Below are 18610 nucleotides of genomic sequence, written 5' to 3'. Positions count from 1 at the left end.
ATGAAAAATACCGAGTTGAAAAGCTACATGATGATACTGGCCGCTCTGTTATTTCTATATACAAGTTACCAGTTTATTTCACATCAGCTGTTCTATGATCGATTGAAGACCGATTCTATTACAACTTGGGGCGAAATTACGGCTAGATTAGTTGAACAGAATCCCGACAATGAAGCGGAAATTATGAAAGTGTTAACACGCCATTCTTCTGATTCGAGTGTGTATCAGGAAAAAGGAAGAGAGATCTTTAAGCAGTACGGAATCTATGAAGATTTGGAGTCAGAGCTGTTTCCCGTTTTAAATAGCCATATTACTGGGCATAATCAATCTATTTTTTGGGGACTTCTGATTCTCGCATTTATGTTGTTTGGGACAAGCTATTGGCAATACAAGCTTATCTTCCATCGCATTAAACAACTTACTTCGGCAGCAAAAAAAATAATCGCTGGGGATTACTCCGTGATCATAAATGAAAATAAAGAAGGGGAACTCGCCAAATTAGCGGTTTCCTTTCGATCCATGAAAGATATGATTCGAAAAAGTATGACGGATCTGCTTGCAGAAAAAAAGTTTTTAGGTCAAATGCTGCAAGATATTTCCCATCAATTAAAAACACCTCTTTCAACGATATCCATCTACAATGAAATGATGTTGAATGAAAACTTGCCCCGCCAGCAGCAAGTTCAATTATTAACCAATAATGATGTTCAAATTTCCAGGATGAATGTCTTGATTCAAAATTTGTTGAAGGTAGCGAAAATCGACGCCAGAGCCATTCAATTTGATAAAGAACGAGCAAATTTGGTGGAGACTATTGAGGAAGTTGTGGATCGATTGGCAAGCATGATCAGTGAGCATCATATGTCGATTGTCTGGGATGAGCCGAAGGAAATAGTCGTTGTGCACGATAAAATGTGGATGCAGGAAGCGGTGTTGAACCTGCTGAAGAATGCGATCGAACATTCCAAGCCCGGTGGTAAGATCATGATTCAATTCAAAGATACACCGATTTACACAGAATTAGTCATTCAAGACTTTGGAGAAGGAATTGAAGCCCATGAACTGCCGCATATCTTTGAACGATTCTACAAAACAAGCGGTTCTAAAAAACATGATTCTGCCGGAATTGGCTTGGCGCTTACCAAAGCCATTATCGAAGCACATGATGCCCTGATTAAAGTTGAGAGTGAGAAGTATGCCTATACAAAATTTACGATTACCTTTATTAAATTCTAAATTAGATACAAGGAGCGGGATCGAGAATCTGAGGATGGCTGCTATTGTGGATCAGAAGAGGCCGGTTTCCTGTACGCTAAGGATACCAGCCTCTTATTACTTTTCACCCATTTTTCATTTTGATGAGTAAGGGGTACATATCTTCAGTTTGCATTCAGAGGGCCCTCCAGAGTAAGCAGCTTACACTCTATACTGTCTCTCTATCGGAAAATGGTTCGGTTCGAGGTGCCGATGGAACCCGAATGGCACCATTTTAATTTTTTTCATCCCATTTATCCATTTATTGAACCTTTTGCAGGAGATAGTTGTTAATATAGTAATGCATGTTCAAGGGGGAGCAGCAGCTAGCGATATTTGGGAAAGGTGGGGAACCTGTTGACTGACAGGGAATTTTTCGAACGATACAACAAAGATGTATACAGGACCTGCTACTATATGCTGCGCAATGTCTCAGACGCGGAGGACATATGCCAAGAAGTGTTCATAAAGGCACTCGCCTCGGAATGGGAGCAGGTGGAACATTTAAAAACTTGGCTGATGAGGATAACGGTCAATCATTGCTTGAATCATTTGCGGAAGAACAAGTCGAGATGGGTGAAGGAGAAGCTGCTGCTCTTGTTTCAACGGGAGCAGGTGGAGCCTTCCGTCCTCGCCATTGCCGAACAAAACGAATCGGAGGAGGAGTGGAAGCAGCGCCTCGCGAAACTGCCGGATAAAATCCGAGTGGTCGTAACACTGCGCTATACGAACGATTTGCCGCTAGGCGACATTGCGGATATTTTACATATTCCGGTGGGGACCGTAAAATCTCGCTTGAACCGGGGGCTGAAAATGATGAGGGTCATATTGGACGAGTTAGAGGATGATTTGAAGCTAGCAGAGGAATATCCATGCAAGCAGAAGATATTGCAAGGAAAGGAAGGTGCGGCGCATGAAGAAGAGAGCCAACGAAATCGTAAATCTCTCTCAGCAGTTGGGCGATGACAGCAACCATTCCTATCCTGACTTCGATTCGATGTGGATGCGGATCGAGGCGGCCAGAAATGAGCAGGGCGAGCTAAAAACATCTGCCACATCGCTACACACGAGAGCGTTGTTCCGCGGACGTCGCTTAGCCGGACTCTCCGTAGCGGTATTTATCCTGTTGGCTACTCCGGCGCTTGCTTATATGACCGGGAACTGGGATTTCATTTATCATTCAGGCGTGAAGTCGGCGCTCCAACATGGATTTGGGCAGCAGCTCGATAAGACTGTTACGAATAACGACGTCACGTTCACAATCGATACGGCGGTGTCCGACGATAATGGAACTGCGTTATTATACAGCTTGGATACAGGGGATAAGAAAGAGCGAACGTGGATCTTTGATCATTTGGAATTGAAAGACAGCAAAGGGGATTCTATTGCACGGATAGGTGGTGTGGAGGCTATGACGAGTCGAATTAACTCGGATAGAAGTTCCTATTCGCATGCATGGGATGAAGGAAGCGGCACCTATAAAGGCATTCTCGAAACGCCCTGGACGTTTTCCGGCAATGAAGCGGACGTGCAATTGCAGGCACGCGGACTGAAGGCTTATGACTACGTTGGCATTCCAATCGCTCTGGATCCACATCAGACAGGGGTACAGAGCTTTCCGATCCATGCTGGTGGAATCAAGGAATTGAACGTACAATTCGTGCAAGGCGAAAAAGGGCATGTGCTGCTCAAATACTCCTTTTCATACACGGATGATTCGATTTTCAACATCGTCGCTCCTCAAATTCAAGTGAAAATGGGAGAAAAAACGGTAGAGCGAACAGGTTATAAGATGTCTCGACCGATTGTGATTGAAGGGGCTCAGGAATGGGGCACACAAGAAAGCTATAGTATGGACAAGTTGCTGCAAAGCGGCACTTCCTTCGAATTCGTCTATGGAGTAAAGGGAAGCCATATCGAGGGGGAATGGAACATCGGCACGCTCACTTTGAACAAGGAAAAGTCGTTGCAGGCATCCATAACCCGGGACTTGAACATGCCAATCCGCTCAGTGCAAGGGGACTCGATTATCCGCAAGTTGATCATCAGGCCGACAGCAGTAAAGCTGGAAGTAGAAAATAAGCAGGCATTTCGAAGACTTCCGTACCGGAAGATTTCGTTGTTGGTAAATGGGCAGAAGCTGCAGGGGGCGCAAACATTCGAGTATGCGAATACTCCGTCTCATGGATATAAGCAAGTATTTGCGTTCACGGTTCCACCTGATCTGCGTCTGACTGAAGACACGCCGATACAATTGCTGTTGGAACATGAGATCGAGGAGTATACAGACTACAAGAAGCCAATCAAGTTGAAAGACATTACTGATGAAAAGAAAGTAATGCGGGTGGACATAGAGGGATATCCATTGAATGTATCCTATTATACAAAAGACGGTGACCTTTATGTCGAAAACGAGAGCGAGAATCAAAAGTTCAGCGGTGTTACTCAGACATTCCTGAAACGGGGAAATGAGCGAGTATACGGGGATGTTCTGTTCTTCCAATGGGAGGAGAATTGGCTTGATTGGGAGAACTCCAACAAGTTCGTAAATGTGTATCGTGGATTTAAGGGAACCGAAACGGAGCTATATTTGTATAGCTTCGAAATTAGACACAGCGATCGGGAATGGAAAGTAAAGCTACAGTAGCATGACAAATGCTGTCCGCGTCATCAGATGACGTTTGGGCAGCATTTTTCATTTCTCACCAAATTAGTGAACCAAATTAAAACGGGATGTGTTAATAAGATAGAGGTTTGCACATAAGGGATCCCACTATTAAGGAAGTGCAGTCTGCCTGATGTCCATTCATAAATTATTTAACTAGAGAGGAACAATTACCTATGAAAAACAGATCAAAATTCGTAATCGCTACGCTAAGCACTATCTTACTGCTAGGTTCCGTGAATGTTGCCGCACAGGCAGTTTCAAGTCCATCGTTTGAAAGCAGTTTACTCAACACGGTCGCAGCTAAGGTGCTGACTGCTGCGGAGAAAAAGAAACTAATCAGAGCTGAACATGAAAAACTAGGGAAATTAACAAATAACAATCCAGGAGCCGTCTATCTGCTATATGTTAGCGATAAGGCATTGAATGGCGGTAGTGAATTTCAATATTATGTGAATTTCCCAACATTCAAAAAATACGAAGACTACGAGAAATGGGTGTCTAAATTAAATGGGCCTATTGTGGTTGAGCCAGAGGGGATGCCAGAAGGCTACGCCTTTATCAAAGGAGAAATCCAGAATCATTTAGACAATAAACCGTTTCAGGCGCAAGTAAAAGCCGAAGGCAAAGGCAAAGTCGTGTATTCCAAAAAGTTCGAATGGACGGAAGCCGGAAAGATCAAGCTGGAGTATACGAATGGAAGCGACAATATTATTTTTCAAATGCACACGAATTATTACCCTGTGAAAGATTCGACAACATACAAATACAAATCTGTAGATAGCTACAGTGAAGAGGATAAAAAGAAGTATGCCAAAACCCTCCGCAATCAGCTTTATTGGACGGAAAAAGGAATATCATACGAAATATCGACCAATCCCGGGAATCCATTAACGAAGGAGGAACTGATTGCGCTTGCGAACACGATGATTAAAAAATAAATCTGATGCATTCATTCGCAAGGCAGAACTGCCATAAACAAGCGATGTTACAAGCTGCCGGTACATGTTGTCGGCAGCTTGGACCGCGCAAGTACAGGAGATCGGTAAACGAAAACGGCAAATGCTGTTTTTTGAACAATTAATGTCTTGCTTGACCTTGACACTATGTCAAAGCTTATTCTAATGCTAAGAGTAGTGATCAAGAACATAAGGAGATTACGAAATGAATACAAACGTGATGAACTCACCGATCACGATTGAACCTATGCAGGCTAAGTATCATTCAGAGGTCAGCAGATTACTTGTGTACGTATTTCGCGGCAAGTTTCAACATCTTACAACGATGAGTGATGACGATCTTGCTCTTTTTTTCGAAAAGCAGTTTGAGCATTCTCCAGCTGATCCAGCCAATCAAAGAATGGTTGCTTTGCAAAATGGAGAAGTTATTGGAACGATATCCGTCAAATGGAAAGGCGAATCTGACAACAGGAGCAAACAGAAGCTGTCTTCGTGGAAAAGTTTCAATAGTTTTGGGAAGTGGAACCTGCTTAAGATGTTGATTGGATTATATTTGTTTAAGCATACGCCTGAGATAGGGGAATGTTATATTGAAGACGTTGTTGTTCATCCGGAACATCAGAGCAAGGGGGTTGGAAAGCTGTTATTACAGTGGGCATTTCATTTTGTACAAACGGAACCAACCCTGAACCACTTAAGTTTGTACGTCTCTGGTAAAAACCCGCGGGCTAAGCAGCTATATGAGCGGTTATCATTCCATACGGATTCGCAATCGAATAGTATCTTATGGCATTTTTTATTCAATGAAATGAAATGGGATTATATGGTACTTAAGATGAGTGATGAGATTGAGTAATAAGGAATACAAGCTGTGGACCATTGAATTCCCATTTCCGACAAATCTCGAATTGAAAGCGGACAGTACTCGCACCATAAGCGATGAAAAATTCAATTCAAAACAATATAGCGGGATATCAAAAAAGAACCTGGATAGTTGTATCAGGTTCTTAAACATTGCATATAAACAGACACAATGATATAATCAGGTCAAGTCTATAATTTTATTATTACACATAGTTAATGCATCTTATAATTTTATAATACCATGCAGGTGGACTCTTGTCAAATTTTTTCTCAATTTAATGGTTAGGAGTGATATTGTAATGAGTTCTTTGGTTCTCGGTTTTCAGGAGATAGAGAAAACGCAGCTTTTGCTCGTTGGCGGAAAAGGGTTCAATTTAGGGGAATTATCAAAAATGGAAGCAATACAAGTACCAGAAGGATTTTGTGTCACAACAGTGGGCTATCAAAAAGCCATCGAACAAAACGAAACATATCATGCTTTGTTGGATCGACTAACCATGCTAAAAGTAGAAAATCGAGACCAAATTGGTGAAATCAGCAGGAAGATTCGACAAACCATTATGAAAATTGAAATTCCTTCTGATGTTGTGAAAGCAGTTACTCACTATCTCTCCCTGTTTGGCGAGGAACATGCTTACGCAGTGCGTTCTAGTGCGACTGCTGAAGATTTGCCACATGCCTCTTTTGCAGGTCAACAAGACACCTTTTTAAATATCATCGGCAAAGAAGCCATCTTGCAGCATATCAGCAAATGTTGGGCATCCCTATTTACGGATCGTGCGGTAATCTACCGTATGCAAAAAGGATTCGACCACACTCAAGTTTATTTATCCGTTATCGTGCAAAGAATGGTTTTCCCACAGGCTTCAGGCATTTTATTTACCGCTGATCCCATTACTTGCAACCGGAAGCTACTATCCATAGATGCCAGCTTTGGACTTGGAGAAGCACTCGTCTCTGGTTTGGTATCTGCCGATTGTTATCAAGTACAGGAAGGGGAAATCGTAAATAAGAGGATAGCAACTAAAAAATTGGCTATCTACGGACGTAAAGAAGGCGGAACAGAGACAAAGCAGATCGATCCCGATCAGCAACAGACTCAAACCCTTACTGAACAACAGATTATACAACTGGCGCGTATCGGAAAACAGATCGAAGCTTATTTTGGTTGCCCACAAGATATCGAATGGTGTTTGGTTGATGATACCTTTTATATGGTCCAGAGTCGGCCAATCACGACTTTATATCCGATCCCTGAAGCGAATGATCAAGAAAATCACGTTTACGTATCTGTTGGTCATCAACAAATGATGACCGATCCCATGAAGCCACTAGGATTGTCTTTTTTCCTGTTAACGACTCCAGCGCCCATGCGTAAAGCTGGTGGAAGGTTGTTTGTTGATGTTACACCTATGCTGGCTTCACCTGTCAACAGAGAAACGATATTAAATACCTTGGGGCAATCCGATCCGCTCATCAAAGACGCACTTATGACCATAATGGAGCGAGGCAATTTTATAAAAACGTTACCCAATGATAAAAAAGAATCGAGCTCTAGTAACAGCAATAAAGATATGTCGTTTGCGGGTTTTGAAGCACAAATCGACAATGATCCGACAATCGTATCTGATTTGATTAAGAGTAGTCAAACATCAATCGAACAGTTAACACACAACATCCAGACGAAATCAGGCGCGGATTTATTTCATTTTATTCTAGAAGATATCCAGCAACTAAAGAAGATTTTATTTGACCCACAAAGTTTGGGTGTGATTATAGCTGCTATGGATGCTTCAACATGGATCAATGAAAAAATGAATGAGTGGCTAGGTGAAAAAACCGTAGCAGATACGCTTTCGCAATCTGTACCCAACAATATTACTTCGGAGATGGGTCTAGCGCTATTGGATGTCGCAGATGTGATTCGTCCTTACCCAGAAGTCATTAATTATTTACAACATGTAAAAGAAGATGCCTTTTTGGATAAACTGATTCAGTTTGATGGTGGACAGGAAACCAAAGACGCATTTTATGCTTATCTCAACAAATACGGAATGCGATGTGCTGGAGAAATCGATTTGACTAGAACTCGTTGGAGCGAAAAACCAATTACACTTGTACCGTTGATTCTTGGTAACATCAAAAACTTTGAGCCTAATGCTAGCAAACGGAAATTTGAGCAAGGGCGACAGGAAGCTTTGAACAAAGAACAAGAGTTATTAGATCGATTGAAGCAATTACCTGATGGTGAACAAAAAGCCAAAGAAACAAAGCGAATGATCGACCTCATCCGGAGCTTTATCGGTTATCGGGAATATCCAAAGTACGGCATGGTTAATCGCTACTTCGTTTATAAGCAGGCTTTACTGAAAGAAGCCGAACGACTCGTGCAAGCGGGTGTTATTCACGAAAAAGAAGATATATACGATCTCACTTTTGAAGAACTTCGCGAAGTCGTACGCACCAATAAACTAGATTACCCGATCATCAGCCAACGAAAAGACGAGTACAAATGTTATGAAAAACTAACTCCACCACGAGTTATCACGTCAGACGGTGAAATCATTGTAGGTAAGTATAAGCGAGAGAATCTCCCCGCTGAAGCTATTATAGGTCTACCTGTTTCTTCCGGAGTTATAGAGGGGCGAGCACGTGTCATCTTAAACATGGAAGATGCTGATCTAGAAGATGGAGATATATTAGTCACCTCCTTTACTGACCCTAGCTGGACACCATTGTTTGTATCCATAAAAGGTCTAGTCACCGAAGTGGGTGGACTGATGACCCACGGAGCAGTTATCGCACGTGAATATGGCTTACCAGCAGTTGTTGGAGCGGAGAATGCTACCAAACTAATAAAAGATGGACAACGAATTCGCGTGCATGGAACAGACGGGTATATCGAAATATTGTAATACACAGTAAGGAGACGAGAAAAAACATCGAGAAGCCTGTTATGCTTTATGCTACAATCGTGCCGTGGAGGTGCACATCCATGCCATATGAACGAAAAATTCAATCCGTACTCGATTATATCGAGACGCATGTGCAGGATGACATTGCATGTGAGTCGCTTGTAGAGTTAACTGGCTTCTCCAAGTCACATTTTCTGCGTGTATTCGAAGCATATACCGGTTATACCGTCATGTCGTATGTGCGGTTTCGCAAGCTACATCTGGCAGCCGAACAGGTTAGCCAAAGTAAGGATACCATCGCCAACATCGCATATGATTACGGCTTTGAGTCCCATGACGTGTTCGGAAGAGCTTTCAAACGCGCGTATGGCATAACGCCAGAAAACTATCGGAGGAGACGGTTCCTCCTGCCTGCGTTTCACGCTGTTAATCTTGCACAGCAGCGAAAAGGAGGCGTAACGTTGGTGAAAAACACTCCCGAAGTATCGATCGTAACGAAACTAGCTATGAAATTGATTGGCATCGAATGTCGAATAGAAGATGGCTCGGCATCGCCCACCGATTTATGGAAGCAATATTTCGATAATTGGAAGGCGATGTTCGGCAGTATCGAACATCTACGAGTAGAGCCGGAAAAAGAGATGGATTATGCGCTGTCGGTAGATCAAGACGAAAGCGGATTTACTTATTTTATCGGGATCGAAGTGACAAGTGTAGTCCATGTTCCCCCTGGGACAGTAGCACGGATCATACCAAAAACGAAATATGCAAGATTCACGGCAGTCGGACCAGTTGGGGAGTCGATAGGGCGAACGTATAACTATATTTTCAGAGATTGGTTTCCTAGCTCATCGTTTCAAACTGCTTCTGGTCCGATCATGGAACATTATGACTTGCGTTGCGCTACCCACCTCGGAATACCGCCAGAGCTACACGAAATGGATATTTATATTCCAATCGAATCGGTCATTACAGAAACCAAAGAGATTGTGGAACTGCAACCGTATCAGGCAGCTTATTACAAAGCTGCTGGTAGGAAGGGGAGGCGATGGTATCAGGTAAAGCAAGAAGCATTTGACGTGATGATCGCTTGGGCGCTATCTCAAGGCTTTGCCCCCTCCGATCTGCGTATTCGAGCGAATAATAACGGTGGTGCACCGGAAGAAGACTTCTTTTACGAAGTGCACATGGACGTTACAGGGCAAGATGTGTCGATAACGGTGGATTTGCGGATCAAGCTGATAGATTGCGACGGAGGATTGTACATCGTCACTCCTACGCTTCATCGTATGCTGGAACCGACAGGAAAAGCATTTTGCAAATGGTTTGAACAGCAGGAGACGTATATCAGGACGAGAAAAGGATTCGAGGAATTCATCATTCAAGATGGTAAAGTGAAGTTGGATACGCTCGTTCGGATTCATTTTGGCGCGAATTGTTGTGAAGATGTTCCTAGGTAATCAAGTTGACATTGCTCAATTACAATAGTAGCATCAATTTATAACTACATTCGTAGTTTAATTATAAATAGGGGAGGTGCATACATGAAACAACACATACACATTACGGATGCAGAGCTGGAAGTTATGCGCGTGTTGTGGGCAAAGCCGGATTGCCCTTCCAGTGAGGTCGTAAAGCAGCTGGAGGAGCGCATGGAGTGGAGTCCGAATACGAGCCGAACGCTGCTTACTCGATTGGTACAGAAGGAAGCGGCGGGGGCGAGGCTAGAAGATGGTTCGAAGCGCAACCAGCTATTTTATCCAGTCATCAGCGAGCAAGAATACTTGCGATCAGAAACCACATCTTTTATGAAAAAGCTGTATGGCGGGGCATTAAAGCCGATGCTAGCCCATTTTTTAGTGGATAAGAAGCTAAATAAGAAGGAAATCGAGGATCTCAAGTCTTTATTTGACGAAAACCACAGCGACGAATAGGAAAAGAGCGATTGATAATGAGTCCAACATGGTATGAATGTTTATTATCGTTTTTCGGCTGGGTGGTCCGCGGATCATTTATGGCTAGCATCCTGATCTTACTAGTCCTTATCCTGCAATTTATATTCAAAAAAAATCTTGAAGTCAGATGGAAGTATCTGCTGTGGATTCCTGTGGCGATTCGTCTGTTGCTGCCTTGGGCGCCGGAATCTTCGTTTAGTTTATACAATGTTTTTTCAGTGGAGGGCGTCGTTCCCGTTCATCAACTACAGACCCAAAGTTCATCAGCTTCGCACAACTTCTGGTTGGGTTCAGGGAGAAATAGCGAAGCGGCGGCACAAGTAGAGCATTCTTCTGACACTGAGACAAGCAACCTTATAAGAGAAACCGCAAGCGTATTGGGTCCTTCTCACCAATCAAGTACTGTATGGGACATACCTTTCTGGTGGAGCGGGTTTAAGCAAATCGGCTTCATTAATATGCTGATGTTGGTCTGGCTTTTGGGAGTCCTTATTTTTGCGGTGAAAATGGGTTGCGATCAGTTTCGGTTGAAGCAAGCACTGCGCGCGGGCAGAACGATTGATACACCTTATTTATCGGCCATGTTCCACGAAACGAAGGAGCTAATGGGTGTGAAGCGTGACGTGCAGTTTATAGCCAGTGAGCACATTCCCGGGCCTGCTTTAGTCGGTCTTCGCAAGCCTGCGATCGTTATTTCACCTAGTCTGCTCGTCACTCTGCAGCAGGATCAGCTTCAGTGTATTTTGGCACATGAGTTCGCGCATGTTCAGCGACGGGATGGAGTGGTCAATTGGATGATGCATATCCTCCTAATGCTCCATTGGTTTAATCCATTATTATGGCTTGCTGTACATAAAGCAAGACAGGATCAGGAGATGGCTTGTGACGCATTTGTATTGGATCGGCTGAGTCCGCAGCAAAGCCATACATACGGGAAAACCATCATCCATGTGCTTGAGCATTTTCATTATTCAGGCCAACAACTTCAGCCAGGGCTTGCCGGATTGTCCGCGACGCATAAACAAATGAAGCGAAGATTGTTAATGATCAAGCGATTTCATAAAAAATCGTATCATTTGTCGCTCTTGGGGATGGCGATTATTGCTGTACTTGGTAGCGTAACACTAGTAAATGCGGAGGGGAACGATGTTGAGGCAACTCCATCCCGTGCGGGAAGCGAGCTCGCCTTGAAATCGGAAGCCGTTAAACCAAAGGCTGCAAGTGTAGACGAGAATCCAGAGAAAGCGGAGATCGCGAGAATCTTCAAATTACTTGAAAAAAACCCGTATGATACGTATATGGTATATGTCAGCAATGAATTAATGAAACAAAAAGGCAGGCTAGAGGTTTCTCCCTTGGGGAACACTTCATTCGATACATACGAGGCTTACCTCAAAAAAGTAGCGCCCTTAAAAGAGGTGGTACCGCAACAACCTGTTCACTTGCCGGAAGGTTATACCTTTAACAAAGCAAAAGTATATTCTTCTTACACTTCTAAGGATTTCAAACCCATAATAGCCGAGGCTAAAAAGCTGGGCAAGCAGGTATATTCTAAGAAGATTAACGTGACAAAAAGTGACTATATCCATTTAACGTACACAAATGGAGAAGACTTTATCACCATTTCAAATTCTCATCTTGACGAGCATGAAATAAAGGGCAAAGAAAACGAATATCGCTATATATCGGCTAAAGACATGGCAAAGAAAGAACCGCAAGCTCCCAATGGCAACTATTTTAACTGGAGGGTAGGTAACAAAAGTTTTCAATTCGTAACGAACCCAGGCAATCCATTGACAAAGGAAGACCTGATTAAGTTAGCGAAAACAGCAGTAAAATAAAAATATAAGAGTGAGTCGTCTTCGCTCTTGTAAAAAGTCCGTGCAGTCTCAAAAAGGATGCAGGGGCTTTTTTTGCGTGCGATTCGAAAGTGATAAGATACCGCAACTTTTGTAGGATAATAAAATGGGAGATTTTACAGAGATACTGTTGACTTTAATAAACTACAGTTGTAGTATTTAAATATAAACTACAGTTGTAGTTATTTATTGCATTCAAAAGTGAGAGGAGTCCTATGACATGAAAGCAGCATCAACAGTAGCAATCACCGCACTAAGCAGTATTTTATTATTGGGTTCTTCGGTGAACCTCACGGCAGAGGCCGCGCAATCCCGCGCTGCAAATGACATCACCTCGAAGACGGCTACTGCTACAGCAAAGTTGTCAAGTGAAGGTGAGAAGCTAGAAAAAGAAGAGAAAGATAGAATTAACAAGCTATTGGAAGAAAACCCGTATGACACGTATGTCGTATATGTCAGCAATGAATTAAAAAAAGATAAGGGAAGCGTTCCAGCTGGGAGTATTTCCTTTTCAGACATATCTGTCTTGGGAGACCAATCTCCAAGCTTCGATAACTATGAGGCTTACATAAAAAGAGCATCGGCCTTGAAAGAGGCCGTACCGCAGCAACCTACTGGTTTGCCGGAGGGGTATACCATGAGCGAAGCGAATATTTATAGAGTGTTCACGCCTAAGGATTTAAAAGATATAAAAGCCGAGGCTAAAAAGCAGAGCAAACAAGTATATTCCAAGCCGTTTAAAAAAACGAGTGACCATATCCGGTTAACGTACACGTCTGGAGAAGACTATATCGTAATTTCGAGTGAGCATCCTGACGAGAAAGAAAAAAAGGGGAAAGAAAAACAATATCTTTATACATCGGCTATAGAAATGGAAAAGAAATATCCGAGTAGCAAGGGATCTAACTATTCCAATTATCTTACATGGGTTGAAAGTGGTAAAAATTTTGTAATCCAAACCAATTCAGCCAATCCATTGACGAAGGAAGACCTGATCAAGCTGGCGAAAACAGCAGTGAAAAAATAGCTTTGAAAATGGAATCATTTTAGAGCTAATCATTTTAAAAATATGAGGAGTCCTACAACATGAAAACAGCATCAACAGTAGCAATCACCGCACTAAGCAGTATTTTATTATTAGGTTCTTCGATGAACCTCACGGCAGAGGCCGCGCCATCCCGCGCTGCAAATGACATCACCTCGAAGATGGCTACCGCTACAGCAACGGCGTCAACTGAAGGTGAGAAGTTAGCACAAGAAGAGAAAGATAGAATCAATAAATTATTGGAACAAAACCCCTATGACACGTATGTCTTATATGTCAGCAACGAATTAAAGAAAGTTAAGGAACACGTTCCAACTGGGAGTGTCTCCTCTTCAGAAGTAACTGTCATGGGAGACCAATCTCCAAGCTTCGATACTTATGAGGCTTACATAAAAAGAGCATCGGCCTTGAAAGAGGCGGTACCGCAGCAGCCTACTGGCCTGCCGGAGGGTTATACTTTGAGCAAAGCGAGTATTTTTAGAGTGATCACGCCTAAGGAAATAGCAGCAATAAAAGCCGAGGCTAAAAAGCTGGGCAAACAGGTATATTCCAAGCCGTTTAAAAAAACGAGTATCCATATTCTATTGACGTACACGAATGGAGAAGACTATATCGCATTATCGAGTTACCAACATGACGAGAATGAAAAAATAGACAGAGGAAAGTCATATCGCTATAAATCCGCCAAAGATATGCAAAAGGAAAGGCCAAATCTCAAAGGTCAGATCGCGGAAGTAACGTATAGAAATTTTGTAAACTGGTATATGGATGGTAAAAGCTTTCAAATCGAAACAAATTCGGGCAATCCATTGACGAAAGAAGACCTCATCAAGCTGGCGAAAACAGCAGTAAAAAAACAGCTTTGAAAACGATCTGAGTTACCTGTTTATCCAGTAGAGTAATTTGGACATGACAATAGAACGATAGCAGTGAAAGAACTTGGTCATGTGACCGAGTTCTTTTTATTTTGAAATATTAATGATCTTTGCGAGAAAGAGGCTTATAACGCCTGGTTTCCAAGAAGGCTCTTTTTCGATAACTTCATCAAACCATGTAAGTGAATTATTGCGGGAATACATTTATACATAGAAACATAAGGAAAATAATTACAAAATAAAGTGGGATAACTAGGGAATAAGTAGGTGCAAGGAGTTAACTATTGAAGAATCATCATGAAGAACATACATAGAAGAGTATCAAAAATAAAGAGCGGTATAAAGAATAACAGAGATGAACGACGGCAGATCACACAATGTTCTCGCAACGTGGCGTTTTATTTTAGCGTTTATGGTCGCTATATCGATATTTCTTACTGCTTGTTCTAGTCAATCTAATGAGCAACCTAATGAACTAGAGAAGTATGCTGTACCCGTTAATCAATTGACGATACCCGATGGTGTTCAAATTATTGGTTTAGGCGAAGCATCTCATAACAATGCTGAATTTCAGTCTGTACGGCTTGATGTATTTAAGGTGCTTGTTGAAAAGTATGGAATACGCGCATTTGTATTGGAAGCGGAATTTGCTAGATCTAAATTAATGAACCGATATATTTCTGGAGAGGACATCGAGTTGCAAGCTGCGTGGCATGATTGGAATCCCATCTACCATACGAAAGAGATGGCAGCGTTATGCAATTGGAACATCCTTTAATGAAGGCGTATTAGCAGCCCCATCAAAAATAATAACTGTTAATAATCCGCCTACTTTAGAAGTTCGTAGTGACAACAGATTGCTTAATTCATTTATGCGATTGCCAGAGGATGTGTATTTCTTGGATTTGGATCATGCTAAGCAGGATAAGCAGTTAAAGCGATTAGTTTCAGAAAAGGAATTGAGAATGCCTTATATCGGCAGCATTGCTGTTAAGAATTTCGATGATCCTAACAGTCGTAACATGGACAATTATTATGTTGACATGAATGTAGATGGGGCATATGATGCATTGATTAATTTTCGAAAGGTAAATCTATATAAACCATATAAGCGATAAAATAATGGAGAGAAAACACAAACATGTTGACACTTAGAAACCGCGTAAATTGCGGTTTCTTTGTTTTATGTCACCGTGTAGTAACCGCACAGATCAAGTTGACATTGCTCAATTACAGCACATTTGTATAATGATGGAATGCACAAACGTGTAAAAAAGTAAAAAACACAATAATGATTTCATTAAAATCCATAATAAATCATTTCATGGTTTATTCATTAAATTTTCCATATAACAATATATTCTTATTACATTTATTTTAAATTCACATTAAAATTGTTGAAAATTGTTGTTTAATCCATTATAATCAGGTTGAAAATGTATTATTTTACCACGAATTTTGTAATAAAATGTTTTAATATTTAATTACCTTATATCTTGTATTTTTTTTGGTTTCCTCTTAATTTGATTTAACTAACCACTGTGAGTAACTTCCAAGAAAAAAATCCCTACAGCATGAGAAAATATGATTCGTCTGAATCATTAAACCCGTACTTCGAGTCCACAGCTTGATACTGCTTAATACAACTCCCGCTATCACATAAAGAAAAGAATAGGTCGAATTCAATTGTTAGATTGTATAAGTCGGTGTATCAAAATGGTACTGGCTTAATTGTTCACTATCAAAAAATGAGGTGGATAAATACCCATGATCGCAATCATTGACAATTTTGATTCATTTACGTACAACTTGGTGCAATACTTTTTGGAGCACGGAGAGGAAGTACAGGTGTACCGGAATGACGCCATTACGGTTCATGATTTGGAACGTCTAACACCAGACTATATCGTGATTTCACCTGGTCCTTCAAACCCAACCCAAGCAGGTGTCTCGCTACAAGTCATTCGTCATTTTGCTGGAAAAGTCCCCATTTTGGGTGTTTGCCTCGGACATCAGGCGATAGGTCAAGCTTTTGGAGGAACGGTTAATTCGGCCAAACAGCTTATGCACGGTAAAACTTCCGATATCGTCCATGATGGAAAAACATTGTTTCAAGGTTTACCGTTACCACTTACGGTCGCTAGATATCACTCTCTCATCGTAGACTCAGCTATACCAGATGAGCTTGAAGTGTCCGCTTGGTCAAGCGACGGAGAAATTATGGCACTTCGCCATAAGCATTTTGCAGTTGAAGGCGTCCAATTTCACCCTGAATCCATCATCACACCTTACGGAAAACGCATTATAGCTAACTTTTTACAGTGCTATGCAAGAAAAAAGACGGAAACTACTCTTCAATACGCTTCTCCATAAACAAAAATATAATAGTAGGTGGCCCAGATGAGTCAAATCCAATCAGCTCCTTACATTTTGTTTGATTTTGTCGATGAGAATAGGGTCAAGCAGCGTAAAATTTTTAAAGACCCTATTGAAATCGTTACAGCGCTAAGTCCTAGCGAAGTTAAGCCAGCGTTAAAGCGGATACAGGAGGCTGTCAAACGTGGATATTATGCTGTTGGATATTTATCCTACGAGGCTGCTCCCGCATTTGATTCGGCGTTTAACGTTCATCCGAATGTCGTTATGCCGCTTGTTTGGTTTGGTATTTTCGCACAGTATGAAACGGATCATGAATGTTCCGAAGGAAATTATCGAATTTCAGAATGGAAACCGACCCTTACTGAAGAGAGCTATCATGAGAGCATTCATCAGATTCACGAGGCGATTGCACGAGGAGATACTTATCAAGTTAACTATACAATGCGGCTTCGTTCTCATTTTGAAGGTGATTCATATGCTCTTTACACAAGATTGTGCGATGCGCAGCAAGCAGATTTTTCTGCCATGCTCCAGCTGGGGGACTTTAGCATCTTAAGTGCATCTCCAGAGCTTTTTTTTCGGAAAATTGGAAATCAGATCATTACCCGCCCGATGAAGGGAACAGTCAAACGTGGGTTATGGCAAGAGCAGGATGAATTATTGAGCAAATGGCTTCACCAATCGGTAAAAAATCGGGCTGAAAACGTGATGATTACCGATTTGCTTCGCAATGATCTTAGCTTGATCGCTGAAACGGGAAGTGTGCATGTCCCGAGTCTTTTTGATATTGAGAAGTACTACACCTTGTTTCAAATGACCTCTACCGTAACCGCCAATATACGTCCAGACGTGGAAATGAGCGATATTTTCGCTGCCTTGTTTCCATGTGGCTCTATAACTGGGGCACCAAAGATTAGCACGATGAATTTAATTCATGAACTTGAACATACACCGCGGGAAATTTATTGTGGCTCGATTGGGATGATGAGTCCCGATGGCTCTGCTATCTTTAATGTAGCGATTCGTACGGTATGGATCGATCATCGAAGTGGCCAGGCCGAATACGGTGTTGGGGGAGGCATAACTTGGGATTCTACAGCCTCGGACGAATATGAAGAGGCAAAAACGAAGGCGCTTTTATTAACGGAAGTAAAGCCGAAATTCGAATTGCTTGAGTCGTTGAGATTGGAAAATGGAACGTATACGATGCTTGATGAACACATCGCTCGGATGCTAGACTCCGCATTGTATTTAGATTTCAAAGCCAATAGCGAAGAAATTCGAAAAGCCCTCATACAGCACGCCCAGCATCATCCGGCTGGATTACGAAAAGTGCGGTTGCTATTATCCCGCTCGGGCAGCATTTCAGTTAATAGCGCAACTATAACAGATTTTGAAGGGAAGCTTACGGTATCTATTGCTGAGCATCCTGTTCCCTCTAATCATCGTTTCTTATATCACAAAACGACTCATCGCACGATGTATGACAAGCATCGTAATCAAAATGACCATGCCTATGACGTATTGCTCTGGAACGAGAAAGGCGAACTTACGGAATTTACGACAGGGAATGTCGTTGTGGAACTGGAGGGCAAGCGTTATACTCCGCGGCGAGAAAGCGGTCTGTTGGCAGGAGTATTGCGCAATCAGCTCCTTGCAGACGGAATCATAGCAGAGCGCGTACTTACACTTGATGATGTCACTCATGCTTCGCAAATATGGCTCATCAACAGTGTGAGGGGATGGTTGCCTGTACAGCTTACCGAAGATGGTATGCATGCTTCTGCACGAAATAACTTATTTAACTTAACAGTCGGTTAACTTAAGGAAGGAAGTATTC

The 18610-nt window shown here is 42.0% G+C and carries 15 protein-coding genes; all 15 read left to right on the top strand.

Annotated features, from left to right (window positions below; all coding sequences use genetic code 11):
- The 15 genes from KIK04_RS22635 to pabB all read left to right on the top strand — a co-directional run bounded on the left by KIK04_RS22635 (nucleotide 1) and on the right by pabB (nucleotide 18591).
- Nucleotides 1-1236: a sensor histidine kinase gene (locus tag KIK04_RS22635; RefSeq protein WP_232278861.1), complete on the top strand. Its 1236-nt coding sequence runs from the start codon at nucleotides 1-3 to the stop codon at nucleotides 1234-1236.
- Nucleotides 1237-1671: 435 nt separating this feature from the next.
- Nucleotides 1672-2220 carry an RNA polymerase sigma factor gene (locus KIK04_RS22630; RefSeq protein WP_232275999.1) on the top strand — a complete coding sequence of 183 codons (549 nt, stop codon included), beginning with the start codon at nucleotides 1672-1674 and terminating at the stop codon, nucleotides 2218-2220.
- Nucleotides 2168-3901 carry a DUF4179 domain-containing protein gene (locus tag KIK04_RS22625; protein ID WP_232275998.1) on the top strand — a complete coding sequence of 578 codons (1734 nt, stop codon included), beginning with the start codon at nucleotides 2168-2170 and terminating at the stop codon, nucleotides 3899-3901. Before KIK04_RS22630 ends, KIK04_RS22625 begins: the two co-directional genes overlap by 53 nt.
- 194 nt (nucleotides 3902-4095) lie before the next feature.
- Nucleotides 4096-4860: a hypothetical protein gene (locus tag KIK04_RS22620; protein WP_232275996.1), complete on the top strand. Its 765-nt coding sequence runs from the start codon at nucleotides 4096-4098 to the stop codon at nucleotides 4858-4860.
- Between the two features lie 223 nt (nucleotides 4861-5083).
- Nucleotides 5084-5734, top strand: a complete 651-nt coding sequence (locus KIK04_RS22615) for a GNAT family N-acetyltransferase (RefSeq protein ID WP_232275995.1) — start codon at nucleotides 5084-5086, stop codon at nucleotides 5732-5734.
- 307 nt (nucleotides 5735-6041) lie between these two features.
- Nucleotides 6042-8657: a phosphoenolpyruvate synthase gene (ppsA, locus tag KIK04_RS22610; protein WP_232275993.1), complete on the top strand. Its 2616-nt coding sequence runs from the start codon at nucleotides 6042-6044 to the stop codon at nucleotides 8655-8657.
- Nucleotides 8658-8737: 80 nt separating this feature from the next.
- Nucleotides 8738-10117, top strand: a complete 1380-nt coding sequence (locus KIK04_RS22605; RefSeq protein WP_232275991.1) for an AraC family transcriptional regulator — start codon at nucleotides 8738-8740, stop codon at nucleotides 10115-10117.
- Nucleotides 10118-10201: 84 nt separating this feature from the next.
- On the top strand, nucleotides 10202-10591 hold the full coding sequence (locus KIK04_RS22600) for a BlaI/MecI/CopY family transcriptional regulator (RefSeq protein ID WP_232275989.1): 390 nt from the start codon (nucleotides 10202-10204) through the stop codon (nucleotides 10589-10591).
- Between the two features lie 17 nt (nucleotides 10592-10608).
- Nucleotides 10609-12453 carry a M56 family metallopeptidase gene (locus KIK04_RS22595; protein ID WP_232275987.1) on the top strand — a complete coding sequence of 615 codons (1845 nt, stop codon included), beginning with the start codon at nucleotides 10609-10611 and terminating at the stop codon, nucleotides 12451-12453.
- 238 nt (nucleotides 12454-12691) lie between these two features.
- Nucleotides 12692-13498, top strand: a complete 807-nt coding sequence (locus KIK04_RS22590) for a hypothetical protein (protein WP_232275986.1) — start codon at nucleotides 12692-12694, stop codon at nucleotides 13496-13498.
- 59 nt (nucleotides 13499-13557) lie between these two features.
- On the top strand, nucleotides 13558-14382 hold the full coding sequence (locus KIK04_RS22585; RefSeq protein ID WP_232275984.1) for a hypothetical protein: 825 nt from the start codon (nucleotides 13558-13560) through the stop codon (nucleotides 14380-14382).
- A gap of 421 nt (nucleotides 14383-14803) precedes the next feature.
- Nucleotides 14804-15169 carry a TraB/GumN family protein gene (locus tag KIK04_RS22580; RefSeq protein ID WP_232275982.1) on the top strand — a complete coding sequence of 122 codons (366 nt, stop codon included), beginning with the start codon at nucleotides 14804-14806 and terminating at the stop codon, nucleotides 15167-15169.
- Nucleotides 15105-15509, top strand: coding sequence for an erythromycin esterase family protein (locus KIK04_RS22575; protein WP_232275980.1), 405 nt, complete (start codon nucleotides 15105-15107; stop codon nucleotides 15507-15509). Before KIK04_RS22580 ends, KIK04_RS22575 begins: the two co-directional genes overlap by 65 nt.
- 649 nt (nucleotides 15510-16158) lie before the next feature.
- The gene (locus KIK04_RS22570) at nucleotides 16159-16764 is read left to right on the top strand and encodes an anthranilate synthase component II (RefSeq protein WP_232275979.1); all 606 of its coding nucleotides are present in this window, start codon (nucleotides 16159-16161) and stop codon (nucleotides 16762-16764) included.
- Between the two features lie 27 nt (nucleotides 16765-16791).
- Nucleotides 16792-18591, top strand: a complete 1800-nt coding sequence (gene pabB / locus KIK04_RS22565) for an aminodeoxychorismate synthase component I (protein ID WP_232275977.1) — start codon at nucleotides 16792-16794, stop codon at nucleotides 18589-18591.
- The last annotated feature ends 19 nt before the right edge of the window (nucleotides 18592-18610 follow it).

Origin of the sequence: Paenibacillus sp. 481, assembly GCF_021223605.1 — a bacterium.
Taxonomy (GTDB): Bacteria; Bacillota; Bacilli; order Paenibacillales; family Paenibacillaceae; genus Paenibacillus_B.
The sequence above is the reverse complement of the archived record's forward strand: the minus strand, read 5'-3'. Positions and strand labels throughout refer to the sequence as shown.